Source organism: Novosphingobium bradum (assembly GCF_042646485.1).
GTDB lineage: Bacteria > Pseudomonadota > Alphaproteobacteria > Sphingomonadales > Sphingomonadaceae > Novosphingobium > Novosphingobium bradum.
Genome location: NZ_JBHRTQ010000003.1, coordinates 106,836 through 130,081, shown reverse-complemented (window position 1 = coordinate 130,081; position 23,246 = coordinate 106,836). Strand labels below are relative to the sequence as shown.

Annotated in this window: 26 protein-coding genes; 17 read left to right on the top strand and 9 right to left on the bottom strand. The window is 68.9% G+C overall.

The window, feature by feature from the left end; all coding sequences use genetic code 11:
* Positions 1 to 2: 2 nt before the first annotated feature.
* A complete protein-coding gene (hemH, locus tag ACFOD9_RS02840; RefSeq protein WP_379508573.1) occupies positions 3 to 1,019 on the top strand; it encodes a ferrochelatase in 1,017 nt (338 codons plus the stop codon).
* A gap of 119 nt (positions 1,020 to 1,138) precedes the next feature.
* Positions 1,139 to 1,564: a hypothetical protein gene (locus tag ACFOD9_RS02835; protein WP_379508572.1), complete on the top strand. Its 426-nt coding sequence runs from the start codon at positions 1,139 to 1,141 to the stop codon at positions 1,562 to 1,564.
* 63 nt (positions 1,565 to 1,627) lie between these two features.
* On the opposite strand, the gene ACFOD9_RS02830 is transcribed toward ACFOD9_RS02835, so the two are convergent.
* Complete coding sequence (locus tag ACFOD9_RS02830; RefSeq protein ID WP_379508571.1) at positions 1,628 to 2,218, bottom strand: hypothetical protein; 591 nt, start codon at positions 2,216 to 2,218, stop codon at positions 1,628 to 1,630.
* A gap of 214 nt (positions 2,219 to 2,432) precedes the next feature.
* Between ACFOD9_RS02830 and rplU the strand changes: the two genes are divergently transcribed.
* The 7 genes from rplU to ACFOD9_RS02795 all read left to right on the top strand — a co-directional run bounded on the left by rplU (position 2,433) and on the right by ACFOD9_RS02795 (position 8,302).
* The gene (rplU, locus tag ACFOD9_RS02825; RefSeq protein ID WP_379508570.1) at positions 2,433 to 2,783 is read left to right on the top strand and encodes a 50S ribosomal protein L21; all 351 of its coding nucleotides are present in this window, start codon (positions 2,433 to 2,435) and stop codon (positions 2,781 to 2,783) included.
* Positions 2,784 to 2,801: 18 nt separating this feature from the next.
* The gene (gene rpmA / locus ACFOD9_RS02820; protein WP_379508569.1) at positions 2,802 to 3,071 is read left to right on the top strand and encodes a 50S ribosomal protein L27; all 270 of its coding nucleotides are present in this window, start codon (positions 2,802 to 2,804) and stop codon (positions 3,069 to 3,071) included.
* Positions 3,072 to 3,306: 235 nt separating this feature from the next.
* Positions 3,307 to 3,945, top strand: a complete 639-nt coding sequence (locus tag ACFOD9_RS02815) for a GNAT family N-acetyltransferase (RefSeq protein ID WP_379508568.1) — start codon at positions 3,307 to 3,309, stop codon at positions 3,943 to 3,945.
* Between the two features lie 160 nt (positions 3,946 to 4,105).
* On the top strand, positions 4,106 to 4,708 hold the full coding sequence (locus ACFOD9_RS02810; protein WP_379508687.1) for a TetR family transcriptional regulator: 603 nt from the start codon (positions 4,106 to 4,108) through the stop codon (positions 4,706 to 4,708).
* Between the two features lie 122 nt (positions 4,709 to 4,830).
* The gene (locus ACFOD9_RS02805; RefSeq protein WP_379508567.1) at positions 4,831 to 5,745 is read left to right on the top strand and encodes a sulfite exporter TauE/SafE family protein; all 915 of its coding nucleotides are present in this window, start codon (positions 4,831 to 4,833) and stop codon (positions 5,743 to 5,745) included.
* A complete protein-coding gene (locus tag ACFOD9_RS02800; RefSeq protein WP_379508566.1) occupies positions 5,742 to 6,494 on the top strand; it encodes a TIGR02186 family protein in 753 nt (250 codons plus the stop codon). The genes ACFOD9_RS02805 and ACFOD9_RS02800 overlap by 4 nt, the downstream gene beginning before the upstream one ends.
* A gap of 104 nt (positions 6,495 to 6,598) precedes the next feature.
* The gene (locus ACFOD9_RS02795; protein ID WP_379508565.1) at positions 6,599 to 8,302 is read left to right on the top strand and encodes an ATP-binding protein; all 1,704 of its coding nucleotides are present in this window, start codon (positions 6,599 to 6,601) and stop codon (positions 8,300 to 8,302) included.
* Positions 8,303 to 8,314: 12 nt separating this feature from the next.
* On the opposite strand, the gene ACFOD9_RS02790 is transcribed toward ACFOD9_RS02795, so the two are convergent.
* The 3 genes from ACFOD9_RS02790 to ACFOD9_RS02780 all read right to left on the bottom strand — a co-directional run bounded on the left by ACFOD9_RS02790 (position 8,315) and on the right by ACFOD9_RS02780 (position 13,252).
* Positions 8,315 to 9,745 (bottom strand): MATE family efflux transporter, encoded by a 1,431-nt coding sequence (locus ACFOD9_RS02790; RefSeq protein ID WP_379508564.1) that lies wholly within the window; start codon positions 9,743 to 9,745, stop codon positions 8,315 to 8,317.
* A complete protein-coding gene (locus ACFOD9_RS02785) occupies positions 9,742 to 10,479 on the bottom strand; it encodes a 7-carboxy-7-deazaguanine synthase QueE (protein WP_379508563.1) in 738 nt (245 codons plus the stop codon). Before ACFOD9_RS02785 ends, ACFOD9_RS02790 begins: the two co-directional genes overlap by 4 nt.
* A 70-nt stretch (positions 10,480 to 10,549) precedes the next feature.
* On the bottom strand, positions 10,550 to 13,252 hold the full coding sequence (locus ACFOD9_RS02780; protein WP_379508562.1) for a valine--tRNA ligase: 2,703 nt from the start codon (positions 13,250 to 13,252) through the stop codon (positions 10,550 to 10,552).
* Between the two features lie 128 nt (positions 13,253 to 13,380).
* Between ACFOD9_RS02780 and ACFOD9_RS02775 the strand changes: the two genes are divergently transcribed.
* The 4 genes from ACFOD9_RS02775 to ACFOD9_RS02760 are packed head-to-tail and all read left to right on the top strand — an operon-like array spanning position 13,381 to position 16,879.
* Positions 13,381 to 14,490, top strand: a complete 1,110-nt coding sequence (locus tag ACFOD9_RS02775; protein ID WP_379508561.1) for an ABC transporter permease — start codon at positions 13,381 to 13,383, stop codon at positions 14,488 to 14,490.
* Positions 14,490 to 15,326 (top strand): ABC transporter ATP-binding protein, encoded by an 837-nt coding sequence (locus ACFOD9_RS02770; protein ID WP_379508560.1) that lies wholly within the window; start codon positions 14,490 to 14,492, stop codon positions 15,324 to 15,326. The genes ACFOD9_RS02775 and ACFOD9_RS02770 overlap by 1 nt, the downstream gene beginning before the upstream one ends.
* Position 15,327: 1 nt before the next feature.
* The gene (locus ACFOD9_RS02765; protein WP_379508559.1) at positions 15,328 to 16,266 is read left to right on the top strand and encodes an MlaD family protein; all 939 of its coding nucleotides are present in this window, start codon (positions 15,328 to 15,330) and stop codon (positions 16,264 to 16,266) included.
* A 10-nt stretch (positions 16,267 to 16,276) separates the two neighbouring features.
* Positions 16,277 to 16,879: an ABC-type transport auxiliary lipoprotein family protein gene (locus ACFOD9_RS02760; RefSeq protein WP_379508558.1), complete on the top strand. Its 603-nt coding sequence runs from the start codon at positions 16,277 to 16,279 to the stop codon at positions 16,877 to 16,879.
* A 173-nt stretch (positions 16,880 to 17,052) separates the two neighbouring features.
* Here ACFOD9_RS02760 and ACFOD9_RS02755 read toward each other — a convergent pair whose 3' ends face one another.
* From ACFOD9_RS02755 to ACFOD9_RS02735, 5 genes are read right to left on the bottom strand one after another with little or no spacing between them, the layout of a single operon-like run.
* Positions 17,053 to 17,748 (bottom strand): ATP12 family chaperone protein, encoded by a 696-nt coding sequence (locus ACFOD9_RS02755; RefSeq protein WP_379508557.1) that lies wholly within the window; start codon positions 17,746 to 17,748, stop codon positions 17,053 to 17,055.
* The gene (locus tag ACFOD9_RS02750) at positions 17,745 to 17,981 is read right to left on the bottom strand and encodes a hypothetical protein (RefSeq protein ID WP_379508556.1); all 237 of its coding nucleotides are present in this window, start codon (positions 17,979 to 17,981) and stop codon (positions 17,745 to 17,747) included. The genes ACFOD9_RS02755 and ACFOD9_RS02750 overlap by 4 nt, the downstream gene beginning before the upstream one ends.
* Positions 17,978 to 18,634 (bottom strand): HAD-IA family hydrolase, encoded by a 657-nt coding sequence (locus ACFOD9_RS02745; protein ID WP_379508555.1) that lies wholly within the window; start codon positions 18,632 to 18,634, stop codon positions 17,978 to 17,980. Before ACFOD9_RS02745 ends, ACFOD9_RS02750 begins: the two co-directional genes overlap by 4 nt.
* On the bottom strand, positions 18,634 to 19,944 hold the full coding sequence (locus tag ACFOD9_RS02740) for an RluA family pseudouridine synthase (RefSeq protein WP_379508554.1): 1,311 nt from the start codon (positions 19,942 to 19,944) through the stop codon (positions 18,634 to 18,636). Before ACFOD9_RS02740 ends, ACFOD9_RS02745 begins: the two co-directional genes overlap by 1 nt.
* Complete coding sequence (locus tag ACFOD9_RS02735) at positions 19,941 to 20,366, bottom strand: CrcB family protein (RefSeq protein ID WP_379508553.1); 426 nt, start codon at positions 20,364 to 20,366, stop codon at positions 19,941 to 19,943. The genes ACFOD9_RS02740 and ACFOD9_RS02735 overlap by 4 nt, the downstream gene beginning before the upstream one ends.
* A gap of 217 nt (positions 20,367 to 20,583) precedes the next feature.
* On the opposite strand from ACFOD9_RS02735, the gene rpsU reads away from it, so the two are divergent.
* From rpsU to gatA, 4 genes are all read left to right on the top strand, one after another.
* Positions 20,584 to 20,790: a 30S ribosomal protein S21 gene (gene rpsU / locus ACFOD9_RS02730; protein WP_008995590.1), complete on the top strand. Its 207-nt coding sequence runs from the start codon at positions 20,584 to 20,586 to the stop codon at positions 20,788 to 20,790.
* 114 nt (positions 20,791 to 20,904) lie between these two features.
* Positions 20,905 to 21,435, top strand: coding sequence for an FKBP-type peptidyl-prolyl cis-trans isomerase (locus ACFOD9_RS02725; RefSeq protein WP_379508552.1), 531 nt, complete (start codon positions 20,905 to 20,907; stop codon positions 21,433 to 21,435).
* 17 nt (positions 21,436 to 21,452) lie between these two features.
* Complete coding sequence (gatC, locus tag ACFOD9_RS02720; RefSeq protein WP_379508551.1) at positions 21,453 to 21,755, top strand: Asp-tRNA(Asn)/Glu-tRNA(Gln) amidotransferase subunit GatC; 303 nt, start codon at positions 21,453 to 21,455, stop codon at positions 21,753 to 21,755.
* Position 21,756: 1 nt separating this feature from the next.
* On the top strand, positions 21,757 to 23,244 hold the full coding sequence (gene gatA, locus ACFOD9_RS02715; RefSeq protein WP_379508550.1) for an Asp-tRNA(Asn)/Glu-tRNA(Gln) amidotransferase subunit GatA: 1,488 nt from the start codon (positions 21,757 to 21,759) through the stop codon (positions 23,242 to 23,244).
* Positions 23,245 to 23,246: the final 2 nt, after the last annotated feature.

Here is a 23,246-nt window from a genome sequence, read left to right as displayed (position 1 = left end):
CCATGGACCGCCCATCGAATCATCCGGCCGTGCGGACCGGCGGCATTGGCGTGCTGCTGGTTAACCTCGGCACGCCCGACGCGCCGACCCCGGCGGCGGTGAAGCGCTATCTCGGCGAATTCCTTTCCGACCGCCGGGTGGTGGAGATCCCGCCGCTGGTCTGGCAGCCGATCCTGCGCGGGATCATCCTCAACACCCGACCGAAGAAGAGCGCCCATGCCTATGCCCAGGTCTGGGGGCCGGACGGCTCGCCGCTGGCCGCGATCACCAAGGCCCAGGCCGAGGCCTTGCAGGTGCGGCTCGGGCCGGGCGTGCAGGTGCGCTGGGCCATGCGCTATGGCAATCCGGCGCTGGGGGCCGAGCTGGCGGCGCTGAAGGCGGCCGGGTGCGACCGGATTCTCGTCGCCCCGCTTTATCCGCAGTATTCCGGGGCAACCACGGCCAGCGCGATCGATGGGCTGGCCGGCGCGCTCAAGGCCATGCGCTGGCAGCCGGCAATCCGCACCCTGCCGCCCTATTTCGACGATCCGGCCCACATCGCGGCGCTGCGCGACGATATCGCCCGCCAGCTTGCGGCCCTGCCGTTTCGCCCGGAAGTGCTGCTGCTCTCGTTTCACGGGATGCCGGAGCGCACCCTTGCCCTGGGCGATCCCTACCATTGCCAGTGCCGCAAGACCGCGCGGCTGCTGGCCGAGGCGCTTGCGGTCGACTGGGGCGAGGTGCGGATCGAGACGAGTTTCCAGTCGCGCTTCGGCAAGGCGAAATGGCTGGAGCCGGCAACTGACGCGGTGCTTGCCGCCGAGGCCGGGCGGGGCACCCGGCGGCTGGCGATCGCCGCGCCGGGCTTTTCCGCCGATTGCCTCGAAACGCGCGAGGAACTGGCGATCCGCGGGCGCGAGCAGTTCCTTGGCGCGGGCGGCGAGGACTATGCCGCGCTTGATTGCCTCAATGCGGGCGAGGCGGGCATGGCCATGCTTGAGGCGCTGGCGCGACGCGAACTGGCCGGCTGGATCGGCTGACCGCGCGGATCGCGCGGGCGCTTGATCGAAGTCAACGAATCGGCGCGACAAGCGGCCTACCGATGCGGAGCGGAGGGCGAAACGCCCCCTTTCTCCCAGAGGATCTAGAGGATTCGCCGATGTCGCAGCATATCAGCCAGGCCGATCTCACCGCGGCGGCGGCCGTTTCCGATGCCCCGGTACAGACCCGGGTGGATCGCAGCTTCGAACTGCCCGCCAGCCTCTATGGCGTTACCGTTGCCTGCTACCTGGGCTTCCTGGCGCTGATGAGCGTATTGTTCATGAACGGCGAACTGGTGCTGCCGATGGTGGTCATCGTGTTCTCGATCGTGGCCGGTTTCGGCCTGTGCCGCCAATGGGCCGCGATGAAGCCCGGCAATGACAGCCGCACGCTTACCCCGGGCCAGTTCGCCAATCGCGGCGTTCAGACCCTGTCGGGGCGGCTCACCGCCGCGGAAGCCTCGGCCCAGGTGCTGATCCTGCCGGTGCTGCTGATGTGCTGGGGCGTGGCGATTGCGGTGATTTACGCCGTGGTGGGCCACTGAGCGCACGGAAAGGAACGCAGAGGGGTTTGGGTGTCCGGTTGACCGATCAGGCCTGACCGCCGGTCAGTTTCCGAGGCGCCCCACCAGACCGGCCAGGACCGCATCTTCATCGGCGACCCATGCGGTCACCTGGTCGCGGACGGCGGCGATGGCCTGGCCATCGCCCCCGTCGACACGTTGGGCAACGTAAAGCCTATCCAGCTCGGTCAGGGCGAGCGCGGTGCTGCTGCGAGCCGACGACAGCTCGGCCAGCGCCACCTGGGCCACGGCCCATCCATCCGATCCGCGCGCCGCCCCGGCGCCAGCGAGGCCGGCCACGCGGGCGCGCTGGCTGGCGAAGCTTTCGTGGGCGGCGCGGGCCTCGGCGGTGATCTCGACCAGCCGGCCGGTCAGGTCGGCCGGGGCGGGTGCCGGCGCGGGGGCGACGGGGACCGTCGCAACCGGCACGGGCGGGGCCGCCATGTTGCCACAGCCCCTGATTCGCCCTTCGCTGGCCAGTTCCGATGGTCCCTTGGCCAGCGAGGGGTATTGGCCATTGGTGGCGCACCCTGCGAGCAGCGCGCAGCCGAGCGCCAGGGTGCCGGCCCGGCGGGCGATCCGCTGCGCGCGGCGCCGGGTTTCTGCGGGAGAGCTTGCGGGATCTGGCCAGTTCATGGCACTGGCATAGAACGGCCCGCCAGCGAACGAAACCCCGTCCGTTGGCCGCCATTTCGCCCCCGGCGCTTGTTGACAGACTGGGGTACTCGCCTTATGGGCGCACCTTCTTTCCGGCTCCTGCCTTCGGCGGGGAGTCGGCGTGTCGCCACGGCTTGGCAGGGTGTCGGGCAGGCGGGGCGGCAGAAGCAAGTTTGGATTGGAACGGATTACCATGTTCGCAGTCGTGCGCACGGGCGGCAAGCAATACCGGGTTGCCGCCGGAGACAAGATCGCGGTCGAGAAGCTGGCGGGTGAAGCCGGCGACAAGATCACTCTGGGCGATGTCCTGCTGGCCGGCGATGGCGGCGAGATCAAGGACGCCGCCGGCGTCGTGGTCTCGGCCGAGATCATCGCCCAGGCCAAGAGCGAGAAGGTGATCGTCTTCAAGAAGCGTCGCCGGCACAATTATCGCCGCCGCAACGGCCATCGCCAGCAGCTGACCCTGCTGCGTATTCTCGCCGTCGGTGGCGAGCAGAAGGCCAAGAAGGCTGCAAAGGCCGCCGCGCCTGCGGCCGCTGAATAAGATCCGGAGTAGTTCGAGATGGCACACAAGAAAGCAGGCGGCTCGTCGCGCAACGGTCGCGATTCTGAGTCGAAGCGCCTTGGCGTGAAGAAGTTCGGCGGCCAGCAGGTGATCGGTGGCAACATCATCATCCGCCAGCGCGGGACCCGCGTCTATCCGGGCGTGAACGTGGGCATGGGCAAGGACCATACCCTGTTCGCGCTGGGTGAAGGCCGCGTGCGCTTCCACCAGGGCAAGCTCGGCCGCAAGTACGTCTCGGTCGACGTGCAGGCTGAAGCCGCCGAATAACGGATGGTCGATGACGGGCCATCCTTGACGGGATGGCCCCCGCCGGACCTGCGATCAGGATCCCGGCAGAATCAGAGGGAGAGGGGCCTCGGCCCGTCTCCCTTTTTTGCGTTTCTCCCTCGAATCGCCCCGCAGGACCGATGGCCCGTGCCTTCGTTCCGCGGATCGCCACAAGTCTGTCATCTTTGCGCCCTAGCCGGGCTGCGGGCTGACGGGAGACGAGAGGAGGACACCGATGTTCTTTCGTAGCGAACGCTTGTTCCTGCGGCCCGGCTGGCCTGAAGACTGGGCCGATCTGTTCCGGCAGATCGCCGACGCCGCGATCGTGCACAACCTTGCCCGCGCGCCCTGGCCCTATGGCGCCGGGGATGCCCGCGCCTTTGCCGCGCTGCCCCAGGATCGGCGCTTCCCGCACTTCTTCATCACCTTGCCCCAGACCAGCGGCGGGGCCGAGCTGATCGGCTGCATCGGCCTTCATCCGGGTGCCGGCGCCGCTTCGGGCGAGCCGGGCCAGGTGCCCGAATCGGAGCATCCGCCGGAACTGGGATACTGGATCGCACGGGAGCGCTGGGGACAGGGCTATGCCACCGAAGCCGGGCGGGCGGTGCTGGCGATCGCGCGCACGCTGGGCCATCGCCTGGTGCGGGCCAATCACTTCGTCGACAATGCCGCCTCGGGCCGGGTCCTGGCCAAGCTTGGCTTCCGGCCCACCGGCGCCTGCGAGCCGCGCTTTTCGGTTGGCCGGGGCGAAATGGCGCCGGCCCAGGTCCACCTGCTGCATCTGGCAGGCGCAGCGGGCGGCGGCGACGATGACCATGATCTCGGGGGCAATGGCAGTGGCGGCGCCCCGGCCCCGATGTCCCGCGCGGCCTAGCGCCCGGCGCGGGCCGGTCCCGGGGGCGGCGCCGCGCGGGATCGGCCCGGCGCTGCCTGTCCTGGCCCTGGTGCAACGGATTGCGGGATCGGGGCGGGGCGCCTAGACCCGGCGCCGTGGTCGCGCACTTGATGGGAAAAGGTGTCAGGCATTGACGCAAGTGCCCTCACGGCGGCGCCTCTCGCATGAGGAAAGCCGTTCGGCGGCCCTCGCGGCCGCGCGCGATCTGCTGATTGATGGCGGCCCCCAGGCGGTCACCCTCAAGGCCGTGGCCAGCCGGGTCGGCCGCACCCATGCCAACCTGCTGCACCATTTCGGCTCGGCCGGCGGCCTCCAGCGCGCGCTGGTGGCCGAAATGGGCGCGGGGATCTGCGACACCATCGCCGCGGCCGTCGCCGCGCGCCGGGCGGGCGAGGGTTCGCGCCGTGACGTGGTCGACCTGGTGTTCGACGCCTTCGGCAGCCAGGGCGGCGGAGCCCTGGCCTCGTGGATGCTGGTGACCGGCAACCGCGACGCGCTTGATCCCGTGGTCGGGGCGATCCACGCCCTGGTCGATCGGCTCCACCCCGAGGACGGCGCCGCGGTCAGGGCCACGGTGCTCACCCTGGTCCTGCTGGCCCTGGGCGATGCCCTGATGGGCGAGCCGCTGAGCCGTTCGCTCGGCCTGCCGGCCGATGCCGCGCGCGGCGAGGCGGTGCGGATCGTTGCCGAGGCCATGCGCGCGGTCGATGCCGCGGCCGGATGGGAAGGCGCGCCGGACTAGCCGGGCGGCCCGCGCTCCTCCGGGCGGGGATCGGCGCGTCGCCCAGGACGGGGTTCTCCGCAGGTTTGCCGGCCATCGCGGCTTTCCCCGGCGCCGGACTGGCACTAGGCTGCGGCCAAGCCATGGATGTCTATCTTCCCATCGCCAACCTCGCGGTCAACGGCCTGGTGATCATCGCGCTCGGCGCGCTGACCGGAATCCTGTCGGGGGTGTTCGGCGTGGGCGGCGGGTTCCTGACCACGCCGCTGCTGATCTTCTACGGCATCCCGCCCACGGTCGCGGCGGCCTCGGCCGCCAGCCAGGTCACCGGGGCCAGCGTTTCGGGGGTCTTTGCCCATTCGCGCCGGGGCGGGGTCGATTACCAGATGGGCGGCGTGCTGGTGCTGGGCGGGGTGATCGGCACTGGCCTTGGCGCCCTGTTGTTCCGCCTGCTCAGCGCGCTGGGCCAGATCGATACGGTGATCAGCCTGCTCTACGTGGTGCTGCTCGGCTCGATCGGCACCTTCATGGCCCGCGATTCGATCCGCGAGGTGCGCGCTCATGCCCGGGGCGAGGTGCTGCCCGCCCGCAAGCGCCGCCACCACCCGCTGGTCGCCAGCCTGCCGCTGCGCTGGCGGTTCTATCGCTCGGGGCTTTATATCTCCCCGCTCGCCCCGTTGCTGCTGGGCGTGGTCACCGGCATCGCCACCATGCTGATGGGGATCGGCGGCGGGTTCATGCTGGTTCCGGCCATGCTCTACATCCTGGGCATGAGCGCGGGGGTGGTGGTGGGCACCTCGCTGTTCCAGATCATGTTCGTCACCATGGCCACCACCATGATGCACGCGCTGACCACGCGGGCGGTGGACATGGTGCTGGCTGTCCTGCTGCTGCTCGGCTCGGTCACCGGCGCTCAGGTTGGCGCGCGGCTGGCCCTGTCGGTCCGGCCCGAGCGCCTGCGCCTGGCACTTGCCGGAATCGTGCTGGTGGTGGCCCTTCGCATGGCGCTGGGGCTGACCTATCGGCCCGACGCGATCTACACGATCACCCCGCTATGAAACGCCTGTTCGCGCTCCTGTGCCTGGTGCTCCTGGGGGCCGCGCGCGATCCGATCCTCGTGCCCGAAGTGTCGCAGCATGAGGTGGAGGTGCGCCAGGGCTTCACCGGCACCGAACTGCTGCTGTTCGGTGCGATTCTCGATCCCCAGGGCGCCCGCGCGGCGCGCGACTACGATATCGTCGTCGTGCTCAAGGGGCCGACCCAGTCGATCACCGTGCGCGAGAAGCAGAAGCACGCCGGCATCTGGATCAATGCCGCCGCCGCCCAGTTCCGTTCGGCGCCCAGCTTCTATGCCGTGGCCTCGTCGCGCCCGTTGGCCCAAATCGTCGATGGGCGGACCGCGGCGATCTACGAGCTGGGCCTGCCCTTCATCCAGCTATCGCCCATCGGCACGATCGATCCTGGCCGGCAGGTGCGGTTCGCCGCGGGCCTCGCCGGGGTCATGGCCGACGAGCAGCTCTACCAGGAAGACCCGCAAGGGGTGACGGTGAGCGGCCAGGTGCTTTACCAGGCGCGCATCGCCCTGCCGTCCAGCGTCCAGACCGGAACCTACACCGCCGAAACCTTCGCCGTCTCCAAGGGCCGGGTGGTGGCCTCGGCCATCGCCACGGTCCAGGTGGAGAAGCGCGGGTTCGAGCGGCTCGTGGCGGATTTCGCCCGGCATTATGCCTTCTTCTACGGCCTGGTGGCCGTGGCCCTGTCGATCCTGATGGGCTGGCTGGCCGGGCGGCTTTTCGCCTTCGTCTGATGCGGGCCGATCGTGGCGAGGATCGAAGCAATCGCAAGGCTTTAGGGCAAAGTTAACGCTCGTCGGGGTAGAGCGGCCGCGCATTCGCGAGAAGGCTGACCAGGATGTCCGACATGAGCATGAGCGGTTTCGACCAGGCGGCGCCCGCCACCCTGGGCGAGCTCGATCCGGGCCTGGCCGGCGATCTCGGCCTGGCCCGACCGGCCAATTCCGCCGAGCCGATCGGGGTCATCCTTGACATTTCCGGTTCGTCCTCGGCGATCGCGCTTGATCTCCAGCGGCTCCAGGAATGCGCCGACGACGCCGATCCCTCGGTCGCGCTGGCCGGCCAGGTCGGCAGCCAGATCAAGATCCGCGTCGGGCGCGGCTGGCTGCTCGCCAGCGTCCGCACCCAGCGCCAGGACAGCAAGAGTCCGGGCGGCATCCTCGCCAACATCGATTTTCTCGGTGAGGGCGAGGAAGAGAGGCTGACCGGCAAGATCCACGGGTTCCGTCGCGGCGTGACCCGCTACCCGATCCCCGGCGCGCTGGTCTATCCGGCGACCTCCAACGACCTGCGCCAGATCTATGCTTCCGACGGACGCTCCTCGATCCAGGTCGGCACGGTCTTCCCGACCCGCGACATCCGCGCCGGGCTTTATGTGGATGCGCTGCTGGGCAAGCACTTCGCCCTGCTCGGCTCGACCGGCACCGGCAAGTCGACCAGCGCGGCGCTGATCCTCCACAAGATCTGCGAAAGCGCGCCGCAGGGCCATATCGTGATGATCGACCCGCACGGCGAATATGCCTCGGCGTTCCGCAACACCGGCCTGATCTTCGATACCTCGAACCTGCAGCTGCCCTACTGGCTGCTCAACTTCGAGGAGCATTGCGAGGTGCTGCTGACCTCGCAAGGCGAAGCGCGGCAGATCGATGCCGACATTCTCGCCAAGTGCCTGCTTCAGGCGCGGGCGAAGAACCGGCTGGCCGAAGGCATGGGCAAGATCACGGTCGACAGCCCGATCCCCTATCTGCTCTCCGACCTGTCCAACATTCTCCAGAACGAAATGGGCAAGCTCGACAAGGGCACCAATTCCATTCCCTATATGCGGATCAAGACCAAGCTCGACGAGCTGAAGTCCGATCCGCGCTACCAGTTCATGTTCTCCGGCGTGCTGGTGGGCGATACCATGGGCGAGTTCATCGCCAAGATCTTCCGCCTGCCCGCCTCGGGCCGGCCGATCTCGATCGTCGATGTTTCGGGCGTGCCCTCGGAAGTGACCTCGACCGTGGTTGCCGTGCTGGGCCGGTTGATCTTCGACTTCGCGATCTGGGCGCGCGACGAGGAGACGCGGCCCGTGCTGCTGGTCTGCGAGGAAGCGCACCGCTATGTGCCCAACGAGCGCAATGCCGATGGTTCGTCGGTGGGCCGGGTGCTCTCGCGCATCGCCAAGGAGGGGCGCAAGTATGGCGTCTCGCTGGGCCTGATCACCCAGCGCCCGTCGGATCTGGCCGAGGGCGTGCTGTCGCAGTGCGGCACGATCATCTCGATGCGCCTCAACAACGACCGCGACCAGGCCTTCGTCAAGGCGGCCATGCCGGAAGGGGCGCGCGGGTTCCTCGACGCGATCCCGGCGCTGCGGAACCGCGAATGCATCATCTGCGGCGAGGGCGTGTCCGTGCCGATCCGCGTCTCGTTCGACGATCTCGACGAGATGAAGCGCCCGGCCTCGGCCGACCCGTCGATCAGCGAATTGTGGCGGCGGTCGGGCGGCGAGGAGGAGATGGTTATCCGCACCGTCATGCGCTGGCGCGCCCAGGGGCGCTAGGCGCCGGGCCAGCTATCCGGCGGTGATCGAGGCCGGTTGGCGCGCTTCGTCGCCCAGCCGGGTCCAGCCGCCGCGCACGAAGACGATCCGGATCAGCACCACCGAGACCGCCGTTCCGAACAGGAACGACCACCACAGCGCGTCGGCGCCGAGCAGCGGGTAGGTGAGGAAGTAGAAGGCCAGCCGGGCGAAATAGACCGAGACAAGGTTGACCGCGACATTGGCCAGCTGGACCCCATAGGCCCGCAGCACCGCGGTCATCGCGCTCATCAGGCCCGATAGAACGAAGCCCCAGATGCAGATCGACTGCATATGCACCCCGATCGGGATCGCCGGGCTGCCGTGGCCGAAGAACAGCGCGAGGATCGGGCGGATCAGAACCAGGATGGTCATGGCGAGGACGGCAGCGACCGAGGTGTTGACCATCATGCCGGTGCGCGTGATCTCGCCCACCCGGGCATGATCGCCGGCCCCGATCGCCTGCGAGGCCATGGCGGTCAGCCCGGCGCTGATCGCGAAGGAGGGCGACTGCATATAGTTCCAGATCTGCATCGAGACGCCGAAGGCGGCGGTGAAGTTCAGGCCTTCGCGGTTGACCAGCCCGATCATCACCAGCTGCGCGCCAACCGCCAGCAGCAGGTGCAGGCTGATCGGCATCCCGTTTCGCAGGAGGTAGGCCAGTTCGGTGCGGCTGGGCAGGAACCAGCGCAGGGCATAGGCGGGGATCCGCAAGGGCGCGCCGGGGCGCCAGATGACCACGCCCATCACGCAGATCCCGGCGAGGTTCGCCAGGCCCGAGGCCAGCGCCGCGCCGGGCAGGCCGAAGCGAGGCAGCGGCCCGGCGCCCAGGATCAGCAGCGGATTGAGCACGACCGAGGTGACCAGGGTGACCACGGTGCCATAGAGCGAGCTGCGCGAATCCCCCGCCCCGCGCGAGGCCATGGCGACCGTGCTGGAGAGGCCGGTGAGCGGCAGGGTGAGAAACAGCACGCGCAGGTAGTGGACCGCCTGGTCATGGGCGGCGGGGGGCGTGCCCAGGAGGTGCAGCAGGCGCGGGGTGAACACCACGCCGGCGGCGGCCAGCACCATAGAGACCCCCAGCGCCCAGCCGATCCCGCAGCCGAACGTGCGGCGGGCCGCGCGTTCGTTGCCGGCGCCGAAATGGAAGCCGATGCGGATCATCGTGGCCATCGAGAAGCCGGTCAGCACGGTGAACAGCAGGCTCATCACCGTGTTGCCGTTGGTGGTGGCGGCCAGCGCGGATTCGCCCAGCAGCCGGCCGATCCAGATCAGGGAGATCGACTGGTTGAAGGTTTGCAGCAGGCTGGACAGCAGGGTGGAGACCGAGAAGGCGATCAGGGTGGGCAGGATCGGCCCGCTGGTGAGATCGCCGCGCCGGCCCCGCGCTTTGCCGCCCCCCGCCTTTCCGCCCGGCCCGCTCATGTGCCGCGGGTATCGCCGTAGAGGTGGATGTGCAGGCGGTCGGTCAGCCGCAGGCCGTGTTCGAGGGCGAGCGGGGCCAGCCAGGCCATGCGTTCGCGCAAGATGGCGCTGCCGGTTCCCTCGGGCATCAGGAATATCCGTTCGCTGGCCATGGCGTAAGTGTCCCTGAGGCGGAGCACTTCGGCAAGGTCTTGCGGCATCGCGACCACGAACTTGAACCAGGCGCGCGGATCGGCGGCAAAAGCGGCGAGGCGTTCGGGGACCAGCGCGAGCTCGGCCGGATTGCCGCTGTGGGCAAGCTTGGGGCTGACGTTGTACTGGGCAACCAGCGGATCGAGCGCCGGATGGGGGGCGACGGTGCCGTTGGTTTCGATCTCGATCTGGGTGCCGGCCGGAAGCAGGGCGACCATCCGGGCCAGCGCCGCGCCCTGGAGCAGCGGTTCGCCGCCGGTGATGACCAGGCGATCCTGTCCGAGCGCGGCGATCCGGGCGGCGACATCGGCCTCGTCCAGCACCAGCTGGTTGGTCTCGCGCTCGAAGGCGAGGTCATCGCGGTGGGGGCGGTTGTCGCCGGAAAAGCGCCAGGTGTAGGCGGTGTCGCACCAGTGGCAGGCCAGGTTGCAGCGCGAGAGGCGCACGAAGGCGGTGGGCCGGCCGAGCGAGGCGCCCTCGCCCTGGAGCGAGGCGAAGATTTCCGGTTCACCCGGCGTGGTCGTGGCAAGCGTCAGTGCCACGCGGCTTCCCATCCGTCAGCCCCGTGGGCGGCCGCCGCTCCCGGGCGGGTATGATCGAGCGCGAGCACGATCATCCCAGCCGTTCCAGCGCCGCCTTGAGGCGCTGGGCTTCGGCGGCGTGCAGGGCGTGGTCGGCGCGGGCCTTTTCGACCGCTTCGGGCTTGGCCTTTTCCACGAACGACGGGTTGCTGAGGCGGCCTTCGAGGCTTTTGGCTTCCTTCTCGGACAGGCCGAGCGCCTTTTCGAGGCGGGCCTTTTCGGACGCGATGTCGATCACGCCTTCAAGCGGTACGATGATGTTGGCATCGCCCGCGCCGACCTGCATGGCCGCGCCGGTGGGAGCGGGCTGGAAGCGGATGCCGTTGAGCCGGGCGAGGCGATCGATCGCGGCCGGGTTGCGTTCGATGATCCCGCGCGTGGCGGGCGAAGGCTCGGGCAGGTAGGCGTCGAGCCGGGCGCCCGGGGCGATGCCGAGTTCGTTCTTGGCGGTTCGCAGCGAACCGACCAGAGCGATCAGGAATTCGACCTCGGCCTTGGCGGCAGGATCGACCTCGGCGGCGGGCTGGGGCCACCGGGCGACGATCAGCTCATGGGGCCGCGCGGCCAGCGCGTTCCACAGTTCCTCGGTGACGAAGGGCATGAAGGGGTGGAGCATGACCAGGATCTGGTCGAGCACCCAGCCGGCGACCGCGCGGGTTTCCGCGTCGAACGAGCCCTTCACCAGCTCGATGTACCAGTCGCAGAACTGGTCCCAGACGAAGTGGTAGATGGTGTTGGCGGCGGCATCGAAGCGCAGGTCGGCCAGGGCTGCATCGAGCGCGGCGACGGTTTCGACCACTTCGCCGATGATCCAGCGGTTGACCGCGCTGGTGGCGGCGGGAGCAGCGACGGACTGGCTGCCGCAGATGCCGTTGGCCTGGCAGAAACGCGCGGCGTTCCACAGCTTGGTGGCGAAGTTGCGATAGCCCTCGACCCGGCGCTCATCCATCTTCACGTCGCGGCCCTGGCTTTCCATGGCGGCCATGAAGAAGCGCAGGGCATCGGCGCCGTACTGGTCGATGAGGCCCAGTGGGTCGACCACGTTGCCCTTGGACTTGGACATCTTCTGGCCGTCCGCCGCGCGGACGAGGCCGTGGAGGTAGAGCTTCTTCCACGGCACCTGCTTCATGAAGTGCAGCCCCTGCATGGCCATGCGGGCATCCCAGAAGAACAGGATGTCGAAGCCGGAGATGAGGACGTCCCCCGGATAGTGTCGGCGGACCAGCTCGGTATCGTCCGGCCAGCCGAGAGTGGCGAAGGGCCACAGGGCGGAGGAGAACCAGGTGTCGAGGACGTCCTCGTCGCGGGTCAGCTTGCGGTTGCCGGCCAGCGCTTGGGCCTGCTCCTCGGTTTCGGCGACGAAGACTTCGCCGTTTTCCGCATACCACGCGGGAATCCGATGGCCCCACCACAACTGGCGGGAAACGCACCACGGCTGGATGTTTTCCATCCAGTTGAAGAACGTCTTTTCCCACGTCTTCGGGACGATCTCGATGGCGCCGGAGCGGACGGCCTCGATCGGTGCCTTGGCCAGCGTTTCGGCATCGACATACCACTGGTCGGTCAGCCAGGGTTCGATGACCACGCCGCCGCGATCGCCATAGGGGGTCTGGATCGTGCGCGGCTCGAAATCGGCTTCGACCGGCTCGCCGTCCTTGTCCTTCGTCACGTGCGGGATGAGCATCCCGGCGGACTTCATGTCGGCCACGATCAGATCGCGCACCACGAAGCGGTCCTGGCCGAGGTACTTTTCGGGGATCAGGCCATCGGCGGTCTGGATCACGCGGGCTTCGGCGTCGAACATATTGAGCATCTCGGCCGGCTTGATCCCGGCGCGCTTGCCCACTTCGAAGTCGTTGAAATCGTGGCCGGGGGTGATCTTGACCGCGCCCGAGCCGAGTTCGGGATCGGCGTGTTCGTCGGCCACGACCTTGAAGCGCCGGCCGGTGAGCGGCTGGAGGATCGCCTTGCCGATGACCGCCTTGTAGCGCGGATCGTCCGGATGGACGGCCACGGCCATGTCGGCCAGCATGGTTTCGGGGCGGGTGGTGGCGACCTCGATGTAATCAAGGCCATCATCGCGCCGCGCGCCATCGGCCAGCGGGTACTTGAAGTGCCAGAAGCCGCCCTTGACCTCGCGGGTTTCCACCTCGAGGTCGGAGATCGCGGTCTTGAGCTTGGGGTCCCAGTTCACCAGCCGCTTGTCGCGGTAGATCAGGCCTTCCTTGTGGAGATCGACGAAGACCTTGACGACCGCCTTGGTGAAATGCGGGTCCATGGTGAACTGCTCGCGGCTCCAGTCCATCGAACAGCCCAGGCGGCGGAGCTGGCGGGTGATGGTGCCGCCGCTCTCGGCCTTCCATTCCCACACCTTGGCGATGAAATCCTCGCGATTGTAGTTGGTTCGCTTGTCGCCGGCCGCTTCCATCTGGCGTTCGACCACCATCTGGGTGGCAATGCCGGCATGGTCGGTGCCGACCACCCACAGGGCATCCTTGCCGCGCAGGCGTTCGTAGCGGATCAGCACGTCCTGAAGCGTGTTATCCAGCGCATGGCCGATGTGCAGCGAGCCGGTGACGTTGGGCGGCGGGTTGACGATGGTGAAGGGCGTGGCATCGGGCCGTTCCGGGCGGAACAGGCCGGTGCTTTCCCAATGGGCATACCACCGCGCCTCGATGGCTGCGGGATCGAAGGTCTTGTCGAGCGTGCCGACGATGGTCTCGGGAGCGGTCATGACCGGGCGCTTTGCCAGCGCCCCCCCCGTGGCGCAAGCCATTGGAGGGGCGATCGGGCCGTGGCGGCTGCGGCGAACGGTTCGTCGCCCTTGTCGCCCCCCGGTTTTTCCCGCATGAACCGGCGCGCATGAGGCAGGAAGCCGAGTTCACCACGCGCGAGGACGACGGGGCGACCACGGTTGCCCTGGGCGGACCCTTGATCGTTGCCCGGATCGGCGCGCTCGACCGCGCCTTGCGCGCGCTCGCCGGGCCGGTGCGGACGCTTGATCTTTCCGGCGTCACCGCGATCGACACGGTGGGCGCCTGGGTCGCCTGGCGCACGGCGCGCGATACCGGAGCCGAGATCGTGGGCGCCAGCGACGAGGCCCGGCGGCTGATCGAGGCGGTCAGCGCCTCGTCCACCGAGACCCCGATCGCGGCGCCGCGCCCGGAGCTTATCGAGCGCGTGCCCGAGGCGGTGGGCGCGCTGGTGTCCGGGATCGGCCAGGGCGCGGTGGGGGTGATCGGTTTCCTTGGCCAGATCATCCTCGCGATCGGCCAGACCATCGCCCAGCCGCGCCGCTTCCGGGCCAGGTCGCTGGTGCGCCAGGCCGAGCTGGTCGGCGTTTCGGCGCTGGGAATCATCGGCCTGATGAGCTTCCTGGTGGGGATCGTCATTGCCCAGCAGGGCGCGGTCCAGCTCCAGCAGTTCGGGGCCGAGGTCTATACGGTGAACCTCACCGGGCGCCTCGCCATGCGCGAGCTGGGCGTGCTGATGACCGCGATCATGGTGGCCGGCCGGTCCGGTTCGGCCTTCGCCGCCCAGATCGGCACGATGAAGCTGACCGAGGAGGTGGATGCCATGCGGACCATTGGCGTCTCCCCGATCGAGGCGCTGGTCCTGCCGCGGATCTTCGCCGCCGTGCTGATGATGCCGCTGCTGGGCTTCTATGCCGCGGTGCTGGCGATCATCGGCGGCGCGTTCATTTCCGATTTCGTGCTGGGCATCCCGTTCGTCTCGTTCCTGCTGCGGATCCAGGAGGTGGTGCCGCTGCGCGACCTGTGGGTGGGCCTGGTCAAGGCGCCGTTCTTCGGCCTGATCATCGCGCTTTGCGGCTGCTACCAGGGCATGAACGTGCGCGCCAATGCCGAGGAAGTGGGCTTGAAGACGACCATGGCCGTGGTCCAGGCGATCTTCATGGTGATCGTGCTCGACGCCTTCTTCGCGGTGTTCTTCACCAAGGTGGGCTGGGGCTGATGGCCGAGGCTGACCCGGAATTTCCGATCCAAGTGGAGGGCGTGGTCAACCGCTTCGGCGAGCACGTGATCCATGACGGGCTGGACCTGACCGTGCGCCGGGGGGAAATCCTTGGCGTGGTGGGCGGGTCGGGCACCGGCAAGTCGGTGCTGATGCGCTCGATCATCGGCCTGCAGATCCCCGAAGCCGGTTCGATCACCGTGCTGGGCCGGTCGATCACCAGCGCCCAGGACGATGCCGACATCGACATCCGTTCGCGCTGGGGGGTATTGTTCCAGGGCGGCGCGCTGTTTTCCACGCTCACCGTGGGCGAGAACGTGGAGGTGCCGCTGAAGGAGTTCTACCCCGACATTGCCGACGAACTGCGCCATGAGATCGCGCGCTACAAGGTGATGCTTTCGGGCCTGCCCGACGAGGCGGTGGCCAAGTATCCCTCGGAGCTTTCGGGCGGCATGAGGAAGCGCGCCGGGCTGGCCCGCGCCCTCGCGCTTGATCCCGAGCTATTGTTCCTCGACGAGCCGACGGCGGGGCTCGACCCGATCGGCGCGGCGGCCTTCGACCGGCTGACCAAGGAATTGCAGGATACCCTTGGCCTGACCGTGTTTCTCATTACCCATGATCTCGATACGCTCTACGAGATCTGCGACCGGGTGGCCGTCCTGGCCGATGGCAAGGTGATCGCGATCGGGACCATACCGGAATTGCTTGCCACCGATCACCCGTGGATACAGGAATACTTCAACGGCCCGCGCGGCAGGGCCGCGCGGGACAGCCAGGAGCGGGCAGGCGCCGGTTCCGGGCCTACAGGGGACAGCCAGCAAGGCATGGAAACGTAGCATGGAGACGAGGGCGAACCACGTCTGGGTCGGGGCGGTCACGCTGGTGCTGATGGCGCTGGTGGCGGCGTTCGTGCTGTGGATCACCCGCGTGGGCGAGGGCGACCAGAACGATTACGACATCTTCTTCAAGCAATCGGTCGACGGGCTGGTCAAGGGCGGCAAGGTGACTTTCGCCGGGGTGCCGGCCGGGCAGGTCCAGAAGATCGAGCTGTGGCCGCGCGATCCCAGCTTCGTGCGCGTGCGGATCCGGATCGACCGCAAGATCCCGATTCTGCTGGGCACCACGGCCACGATCCAGGGCAGCTTTACCGGCGATTCCTCGATCCTGCTGGAGGGCGCGGTGAAAGGCGCTCCGCCGCTGACCGAGCCGGGGCCGGAAGGCGCCCCCGTGATCCCGACCAAGCGCGGCGGGCTCGGCGCCCTGCTCAACAATGCCCCGCTGCTGCTCGAACGGCTGGCGACGCTGACCGAGCGGCTAACGCAATTGCTCTCGGACGAGAACCAGAAGTCGATCACCCATATCCTGGCCAATACCGACCGGATGACCGCGCATCTCGCCGATGCCTCGCCGCAGGTCTCGCGCACGCTGGCCGAATTGCAGGTCACCCTGCGCCAGGCGGGCACGACCCTGGTGGCCTTCGAGCAGGCGGCCAACAGCGCCAATGGCCTGATGGAGAACGAGGGCAAGCCGCTGGCCGCCCAGTTGCGCCAGACGCTGACCGCGGCCAGGCAGGCCGCCGATACGCTCAACGCCACGGTGGGCGAGGCGCGGCCGGCGGCGCGGCAGCTTTCGGCCACCACGCTCCCCGCCGCCGAGGCCGCGATCCGCGACCTGCGCGAAACCACCCGTGCGCTGCGCGCGATCACCGAGAAGATCGACGACCAGGGGGCCGGAGCGGTGATCGGCGGCGGCAAGCTGCCGGACTACAAGCCCTGAGGATTTGGCCATGACCCTGACTCCCACCTTGGCCTTTCGGCTTGTTGGCCCAGCCGCCCTCGCGCTCGCGCTGGGCGGCTGCGTGAGCCTGGGCGGCGGCAAGGCTCCGCCGACCCTGTTCACCATCACCGCCGCGGCCGCCCCCGCCGCCGGGCAGGCGGTCAACGGCAATGCCGACAGCGCGCTGGTCGTGCTCGATCCCGAGACCGACCGGGTGCTGGGCGTGCAGCGGGTGGCGGTGACCATCGATGCCGCGAACGTCGCCTATCTCAAGGATGCGATGTGGGCCGAACGCCCGGCCCGGCTGTTCCGCCATCTCTTGGCCGAAACCCTGCGCGCGAAGGGCGGACGGCTGGTGTTCGAGGATGCCGAAGCCGCCGCCAGCGGCCGGGCGCGGCTGGCCGGCCGGCTGCTGGCCTTCGGCTACGATGCGCCGAGCCATGCCGCCGTGGTGCGCTACGATGCGGTGCGCGAAGGGCCGGGCGGCGCCGTGGCCACGCGGCGCTTCGAGGCCAGCGTGCCGGTGACCAAGGCCGATGCGCGGCGACTCGCGCCCGCGCTCAACCAGGCGGCCAATGCCGTGGCGGCGCAGGTGGCGGACTGGGTGGGGTAACCCGCTAGAGCGGGATGACATTGCGTTGAAGCGCAAAGCCCTTCCCCAATGGGGAAGGGTTGGGATGGGGGTTCCAAGCCAGCGCGGTACCCCCACCCCCAGCCCCTCCCCAATGGGGAGGGGAGACCGGCGCTTCAATCTCATGTCATCAGATTCTAGCGGGCCATCTGCCTTCAGCCTCGCGCCAGATTTGCGAACCTTGCGGCGGCGAGGAACACCTGGCGCCGGCCTTCGCGGCGGGCTTCGGCCTCTTCGTCTTGGCCCCAGCGTTCGGCCTGCCAGTCTTCCTCGAGGCTGGCGGCGGTCCACAACTCGTCCGGGGGCACCGCGCCATCGAGCGCGGTGAGGCCGATGACCAGCGAGGCGGCAAGGCCGGCGAGGTTCCGCAGGGCGGCGAGGGCGAAGGCATCCATGCCGGCCAGCAGGCTTTCGAGCCGGGCGAGTGTTTCGGGCGGCTGCGGGCGGTGGATCACCCCGCCGATCCGCGCGAAGGCCAGGCCATGGCGCGCCTCGGCCCCGGCGAGCAGCGGCTCCCAGGCCAGGTCCTGCTCGCGGCGCAGGGCATCGCCCGCATCGGCGCGGTAGCACAGGGTGTCGGTCTCGCCGTAGGGCAGGAGTTCGCGGATCGCCTGGGCCGGATCGGGGGCGACCACGTCCAGCGCATAGTCGGCCATGTCGCGCAGGATGAAGCCCGATGCGGCGATCTGCGGCCCCTGCGCGGCCCATTCGGCGGCAAGCGCTTCGGCCAGGGCGCGGGTGGGCATGGCCTGGGATCGGCCGCCCACGGTCTTCACCGCGCGCCCATCGAGCAGGACGTGCCAGGTGCCGTCACGCTCGCCGACGGTGGCTTGTTCGTAGAACCGCTTCATGGCCGGGGCGTCCGCCAGCGGCGCGCCAGCAATTTTGGCATGACGAAGACATCGAAGAAGCCGGCCACGGTCAGCACCACGCCGAGCGCCCAGGGCAGATCGACCCGCCGCTCGGTGATCATCAGGCCGAACAGGACCAGCAGGGCGCCGGACAGGCGGACAAGGGAAATGGCGATGAACCGGGCTTTTGCCGGATCCTTCGCGGTTTGATTGTCCGGGGGCGAAGAAGTCATGCGAGGAGATACTCCCTGAGGTCGGCGGCATCGCGGGCGACATAGTCGGCCCCGGCGGCCGTGAGTTCGGCCGCCTCGTGATAGCCCCAGGCGACGCCAATGGCGCGCACGCCGATGCTGGTGGCCATGGCCATGTCATAGGCCGTATCGCCGATCATCACGGCGGCGGCGGGATCGGCGCCGGTTTCGGCAAGAGCGGCTTCCAGCATGGCCGGGTGCGGCTTGGAGGGGTGGCGGTCGGCGGTCTGGAGCGAGGCGAAATGGCCGGCGATGCCGTGGCCGGCCAGGCAATGGGCCAGGCCCGCATCGCTCTTGCCGGTGGCGACGGCCAGGGTCCAGCCGGCGCTGGCGAGATCGGCCAGCAGGTCGGCCATGCCGGGAAACAGCGGTTCAGCCAGGGTGCCGGCGGCGCGGGCGGCGCGGAAGGCGGCCTTGTAGGCGGCCACCGCCTCGCGCACCTGGTCGCCATCGGCGCCGGGCGCCAGCCGCATCACCGCCTGGGGCAGCGACAGGCCGACCATGCGCCGGACCTGGTGCGGATCGGGCGGGGCGAGGCGGACTTCGGCAAAGGCCATGGCCATGGCCGAAACGACCGCGCCCTGGCCATCAACCAGGGTGCCGTCGCAATCGAACACGGCGAGGCGCGTGGTCATCAGCGCTGGCGCGGGGCGGGCCTGCCGGACGGCGCCGGCCGCCCCGTGCCAGACTTCGCGCCAGACTTCGCGCCGGGCTTTGCACCCGGCTTGCCGGCCGGTTTCGCGCCGGGTTTGCCGGGAGTCTTCCCGGCAGGCTTTCCAGCATGGGGGCCGGGCGCGGCGCTGCGCTGGCCGGTGGGCTTGCGGTTGGCCGCCGGAGCCTCGCTGCGCTTGCGCCGTTCGCCGCGCCGTTCCTTGCGGTATTGCTTGGAATGGGCCTTGGCCGCAGTCTTGCGGGCTTCCTTTTCCGGCACCCTAGGGGCTTCGGCCAGGTCTGCCCCCAGCGTTTCATCGAAGCCCAGCTGCGCCATCGAGGCGGCGAAGTGATCGGGCAGCTCGGCGGTAATGTCGAGCGGGGTGCCGTCCGGATGGTCGATGATCAGGCGGCGGGCGTGGAGGTGCATCTTGCGGCTGATCGAGCCGGTGAGGAAAGCCGCCTGCCCGCCATATTTGCCATCGCCCACGATCGGGTGGCCGATCGCGGCCATGTGGACGCGCAACTGGTGGGTGCGGCCGGTGAGCGGCTGGAGTTCGACCCAGGCGGCGCTGTTGCCGGCGCGATCGACCACGCGGTAGCGAGTGCGGGCCGGCTGGCCTTCCCCGCTTTCATCAACCATCATCTTCTCGCCGCCGGTGCCCGGCTGCTTGGACAGCGGCAGTTCGATCAACCCATCCTTGATGTCGGGGATGCCGACCACCAGCGCCCAGTAGATCTTGCGCGCCGAGCGGCCGGAGAAGCGCTTGGAGAAATAGGCCGCGCTGCCGGGCGTGGCGGCGACGAGGAGGACGCCGGAGGTGTCCTTGTCGAGCCGGTGGACGAGGCGCGGGCGCGGGCCATCATGAGCATAGGCATCAAGCAGCCCGTCGACGTGCTCGAAGGTGCCCGAGCCGCCCTGGGTGGCCAGGCCCGGCGGCTTGTTGAGCACGATGGCCGAGCGATCGCGGTGGATGACCATCGAATCGGCAAGGGCCAGCTGGTCCTCGGTGAGCGGCTTGCGCGCGCGCGGGCCGCTGCTGGCCGGCTCCACCCCGCCGGGGGGGACGCGGATCACCTGCCCCGTGGCGACGCGATCGGCCGGATCGGCGCGCTTGCCGTCGATCCGCACCTGGCCGGTGCGCGCCCAGCGCGACACCGTGGCGAAGCCGATCTGCGGCAGATGGCGCTTGAACCAGCGATCGAGCCGCACGCCATCATCGTCGCGCCCGACGGTGAACTGGCGGACCTGGTCGGCGCGCGGATCGAAGGGGGCTTCCTTGGGCGCGCTCATGCGAGGCTCCGCATCAGGGCAAGGCCCGCGAAAAGGGCGAGAAAGCCGGCGACCAGCGAGGTTCCGACATACAGCGCCGCAGCGCCAAGCGCGCCGCGTTCGATAAACAAGGCAAATTCCAGTGCAAAGGAGGAGAAGGTGGTATAGCCGCCCAGAACGCCCACGCCCAGCAGCAGGCGCCAGGCCTCGCCGCCAAGGATGCCGCCGGGGGTACCGTGGCGGGCGAGCCAGCCGACGAGCAGGCCCATGGCGAGGCTGCCCAGGACATTGGCGGTGAGCGTGGCCCAGGGAAAGGCCGTGGCCGCGACCGGGCCGATGGCGGAGAGCCAGGCCCGGCTGGTGATATAGCGCAGCCAGGCGCCCAGGCCGCCGCCCAGGGCGACGAGCAGCGAGGAACTGGCAAAGGTGGGCGGCGCGGTCATCACGGCGCCTTAGCCGGGGTGGGCTTCAGAAGCCAGCCGCTTGGCGACCCATGCTTGCCCGATCGCTTGCCATCGAACGCCACCTCTGCTAGCGGCCCGCTTCTTCGAGCCGGACTCACCAGAGATTCGGCATCGTTCGTATTTGCCATTATCGGGCTTCCCCCGCGCCAGCAGACCGGCGGGGTTCCTGCCTGCGATTTGTGAGGTGTGTCGGTTTATGCAAATTCTCGTCCGCGACAACAACGTCGACCAGGCCCTGCGCGCGCTCAAGAAGAAGCTGCAGCGCGAGGGCGTGTACCGCGAGATGAAGCTGCGCCGTCACTTCGAAAAGCCCTCGGAAAAGCGCGCCCGCGAAAAGGCTGCCGCCGTTCGCCGCGCCCGCAAGCTCGAGCGCAAGCGCGCTGAGCGCGACGGCGCGAAGTAAGATTGGATTTGGCTCCGCGCCGGGCTTGCCCCGGTCGGAGGTTTACGCCAAGAGGGCGCGGATTTTTCCGCGCCCTTTTCGTGTGCGCGCAGTCGAGATCATGAGGACGAATCGATGACCGAGATCACCCGCGTTCCGCTCCAGCCCCTCGCCAAGGGCTCGCTCGGCAGGCTGTGGCTGGGCGTTGCCGCCGCTGTTGCGGTGGCCGGCGCCGGTGCCTGGGCGGCGATGCCGGCGCTGGTTTCGGTCAAGACGGTCAAGGCCGGCGAAGGCCCGTCGCCCAGCATCGATGACGTCGCCTTCATCGACTATACCGGCAAGCTCGCCAACGGCACCGTGTTCGACCAGGGCAAGGCGCCGCTCGCCCTGCGCGAGGTCGTCCCCGGCTTCACCCAGGCGCTCGAGCAGATGCAGGCCGGCGGCAAGTACAAGGTGAAGATCCCAGCCAGGCTCGCCTATGGCGACAAGGCGAACGGCCCGATCCCCGCCAATTCCGACCTCTATTTCGACATCGAGGTGCTCGGCGTGATGAGCCGGCAGCAGTTCGAGCAGCAGCGCCAGATGATGCAGATGATGCAGGGGCTCCAGGGCGGCGGCGCCCACGGTGCACCGGAAGGCGCGCCCGAAGCCGCTCCGAAGCCCTGATCGGGGACTGAACTGATATGTCGGTCGATACCGCAACCGTGGCGAAGATTGCTTCGCTCGCCCGCCTCAAGGTGACCGAGGCGGATCTCGCCGCGATGGTGCCCGAGCTGAACGGCATCCTCGCCTGGGTGGAACAGCTTGGCGAGGTTGACGTGACCGGGGTCGAGCCGATGACCGCGGTGATCCCCAACCACCTGCGCCTGCGCGACGATGTGGCGAATGCCGATCCGCTGACCGGGGGCGGCATCCGCGATGCGGTGCTGGCCAATGCCCCGGCGGCCGAACACGGATTCTTCGGCGTGCCCAAGGTGATTGAATAGAATGACTGACCTTACCGAGCTTGGCGTTGCCGAAATCCGCGCGGGCGTTGCCGGCGGAGACTTTACCGCCGTTGAAGTGGCCGAGGCGTTCAACGCCAATGTCGCCGCCGCGCAAGGCGCGCTCAACGCCTTCATCGTCACCACCCCCGACAAGGCGCTGGATGCGGCGCGCGCGGTCGATGCGGATCGCGCCGGCGGCAAGGCGCTGGGCAAGATGGCCGGCGTGCCGATCGGCATGAAGGACCTGTTCGCCACCAAGGGCGTGCAGACCACCGCGGCCAGCCACATCCTCGAACACTTCACGCCCGAATACGAAAGCACCGTTTCGGCCAGGCTGTGGCAGGCGGGCGCCGGGATGCTGGGCAAGCTCAACCTCGATCAGTTCGCCATGGGCTCGTCGAACGAGACCAGCTATTTCGGCAATGTCGTTTCGCCCTGGCGGCGCGCGGGCGGTGATAACGCCCCGCTGGCGCCCGGCGGTTCCTCGGGCGGGTCTTCCGCCGCGATCGCCGCGCGGCTGTGCCCGGCGGCGACCGGGACCGACACTGGCGGCTCGATCCGCCAGCCAGCCGCCTTCACCGGCACCACCGGGATCAAGCCGACCTACGGGCGCTGTTCGCGCTGGGGCGTGGTCGCCTTCGCCTCCAGCCTCGACCAGGCCGGGCCGATGGCGCGTTCGGTGCGCGATTGCGCGATCATGCTGGAGGCCATGGCCGGGTTTGATCCCAAGGATTCGACCAGCCTCGACCTGCCGGTGCCAGAATGGGAGGCGGGCCTGTCCGCCAACCTTGCCGGCAAGACCGTGGGCATCCCGCGCGAATACCGGATGGACGGGATGGACGCCGAGGTCGCGGCCGCGTGGGACCAGGGCGTGGCCTGGCTGAAGGATGCCGGGGCGCAGATCGTTGACATCTCGCTGCCGCACACGAAATATGCGCTGCCCACCTACTACATCATCGCGCCGGCCGAGGCTTCGTCGAACCTCGCCCGCTATGACGGCGTGCGCTACGGCTTGCGCGACCTGCCCGATGGCGCGAACCTCCAGGAGATGTATGCCGCCACCCGCGCCGCCGGCTTCGGCGACGAGGTCAAGCGGCGCATTCTGATCGGCACCTACGTGCTGTCGGCGGGCTTCTACGATGCCTATTACACCCAGGCCCAGAAGGTCCGCACCCTGATTGCCCGCGATTTCGCGGAGGCCTTCGCCCGCTGCGACGTGATCCTCGCGCCGACCACGCCGACCGCGGCCTTCGCGCTTGGCGAAAATACCGACGATCCGCTGGCGATGTACCTCAACGACGTGTTCTCGGTTCCCGCCAGCCTTGCGGGCCTGCCGGCGATGTCGGTCCCGGCGGGGCTGAACGGCCAGGGGCTGCCGCTGGGCCTGCAACTGATCGGCAAGCCGTTCGACGAGCAGGGCGTGCTTGACGCGGGCCTCGCCATCGAGGCCCGCGCCGGGTTCGCGGCCAAGCCGCAGCGGTGGTGGTAGGA

Coding starts and splice junctions, on each gene's coding strand:
- ACFOD9_RS02805 (WP_379508567.1), top strand. CDS start 4,831: ATGGATGTCTATCTTCCCATCGCCAACCTCGCGGTCAACGGCCTGGTG.
- rplU (WP_379508570.1), top strand. CDS start 2,433: ATGTTCGCAGTCGTGCGCACGGGCGGCAAGCAATACCGGGTTGCCGCC.
- ACFOD9_RS02750 (WP_379508556.1), bottom strand. CDS start 17,981: ATGACTTCTTCGCCCCCGGACAATCAAACCGCGAAGGATCCGGCAAAA.
- ACFOD9_RS02745 (WP_379508555.1), bottom strand. CDS start 18,634: ATGACCACGCGCCTCGCCGTGTTCGATTGCGACGGCACCCTGGTTGAT.
- gatA (WP_379508550.1), top strand. CDS start 21,757: ATGACTGACCTTACCGAGCTTGGCGTTGCCGAAATCCGCGCGGGCGTT.
- ACFOD9_RS02835 (WP_379508572.1), top strand. CDS start 1,139: ATGTCGCAGCATATCAGCCAGGCCGATCTCACCGCGGCGGCGGCCGTT.
- ACFOD9_RS02830 (WP_379508571.1), bottom strand. CDS start 2,218: ATGAACTGGCCAGATCCCGCAAGCTCTCCCGCAGAAACCCGGCGCCGC.
- ACFOD9_RS02760 (WP_379508558.1), top strand. CDS start 16,277: ATGACCCTGACTCCCACCTTGGCCTTTCGGCTTGTTGGCCCAGCCGCC.
- ACFOD9_RS02725 (WP_379508552.1), top strand. CDS start 20,905: ATGACCGAGATCACCCGCGTTCCGCTCCAGCCCCTCGCCAAGGGCTCG.
- rpsU (WP_008995590.1), top strand. CDS start 20,584: ATGCAAATTCTCGTCCGCGACAACAACGTCGACCAGGCCCTGCGCGCG.
- ACFOD9_RS02780 (WP_379508562.1), bottom strand. CDS start 13,252: ATGACCGCTCCCGAGACCATCGTCGGCACGCTCGACAAGACCTTCGAT.
- ACFOD9_RS02815 (WP_379508568.1), top strand. CDS start 3,307: ATGTTCTTTCGTAGCGAACGCTTGTTCCTGCGGCCCGGCTGGCCTGAA.
- ACFOD9_RS02795 (WP_379508565.1), top strand. CDS start 6,599: ATGTCCGACATGAGCATGAGCGGTTTCGACCAGGCGGCGCCCGCCACC.
- ACFOD9_RS02735 (WP_379508553.1), bottom strand. CDS start 20,366: ATGACCGCGCCGCCCACCTTTGCCAGTTCCTCGCTGCTCGTCGCCCTG.
- ACFOD9_RS02800 (WP_379508566.1), top strand. CDS start 5,742: ATGAAACGCCTGTTCGCGCTCCTGTGCCTGGTGCTCCTGGGGGCCGCG.
- rpmA (WP_379508569.1), top strand. CDS start 2,802: ATGGCACACAAGAAAGCAGGCGGCTCGTCGCGCAACGGTCGCGATTCT.
- ACFOD9_RS02775 (WP_379508561.1), top strand. CDS start 13,381: ATGAGGCAGGAAGCCGAGTTCACCACGCGCGAGGACGACGGGGCGACC.
- ACFOD9_RS02740 (WP_379508554.1), bottom strand. CDS start 19,944: ATGAGCGCGCCCAAGGAAGCCCCCTTCGATCCGCGCGCCGACCAGGTC.
- hemH (WP_379508573.1), top strand. CDS start 3: ATGGACCGCCCATCGAATCATCCGGCCGTGCGGACCGGCGGCATTGGC.
- ACFOD9_RS02755 (WP_379508557.1), bottom strand. CDS start 17,748: ATGAAGCGGTTCTACGAACAAGCCACCGTCGGCGAGCGTGACGGCACC.
- gatC (WP_379508551.1), top strand. CDS start 21,453: ATGTCGGTCGATACCGCAACCGTGGCGAAGATTGCTTCGCTCGCCCGC.
- ACFOD9_RS02770 (WP_379508560.1), top strand. CDS start 14,490: ATGGCCGAGGCTGACCCGGAATTTCCGATCCAAGTGGAGGGCGTGGTC.
- ACFOD9_RS02790 (WP_379508564.1), bottom strand. CDS start 9,745: ATGAGCGGGCCGGGCGGAAAGGCGGGGGGCGGCAAAGCGCGGGGCCGG.
- ACFOD9_RS02765 (WP_379508559.1), top strand. CDS start 15,328: ATGGAGACGAGGGCGAACCACGTCTGGGTCGGGGCGGTCACGCTGGTG.